Annotated in this window: 1 pseudogene; it reads right to left on the reverse strand. The window is 40.2% G+C overall.

What is annotated here, in order from left to right:
• Window positions 1-276: pseudogene (locus tag R2R70_RS20010) on the reverse strand (hypothetical protein); the annotation flags it as partial.

Here is a 276-nt window from a genome sequence, read left to right on the forward strand (position 1 = left end):
CTTGGCAAGTTTAATCCCGTCTATAAAGTCTGGGTTTAATGTATGTTCTATATCGTTAGCCGTTAGCATATCGCTATATTCTTGCGTGCTAAATTGTGATTGGTTTACACGTAACCACATTGGCGCTTGTTGCTGGTTTTCTTCAAGTATGGCTTCCCAGTTTTCTGGATAGGCTTCTTTTACCTGTTTAATAAACCAATTAGGGTGGTTGTACAAACACACTGGAATAAGCTTTGCTTTTTCTTCAAGCTCTGCTTGCTGGCGTTGAAAGCTACG

The sequence above is a fragment of the Cobetia sp. SIMBA_158 genome (assembly GCF_046566945.1).
In the GTDB taxonomy this organism is placed as follows: domain Bacteria; phylum Pseudomonadota; class Gammaproteobacteria; order Pseudomonadales; family Halomonadaceae; genus Cobetia; species Cobetia amphilecti.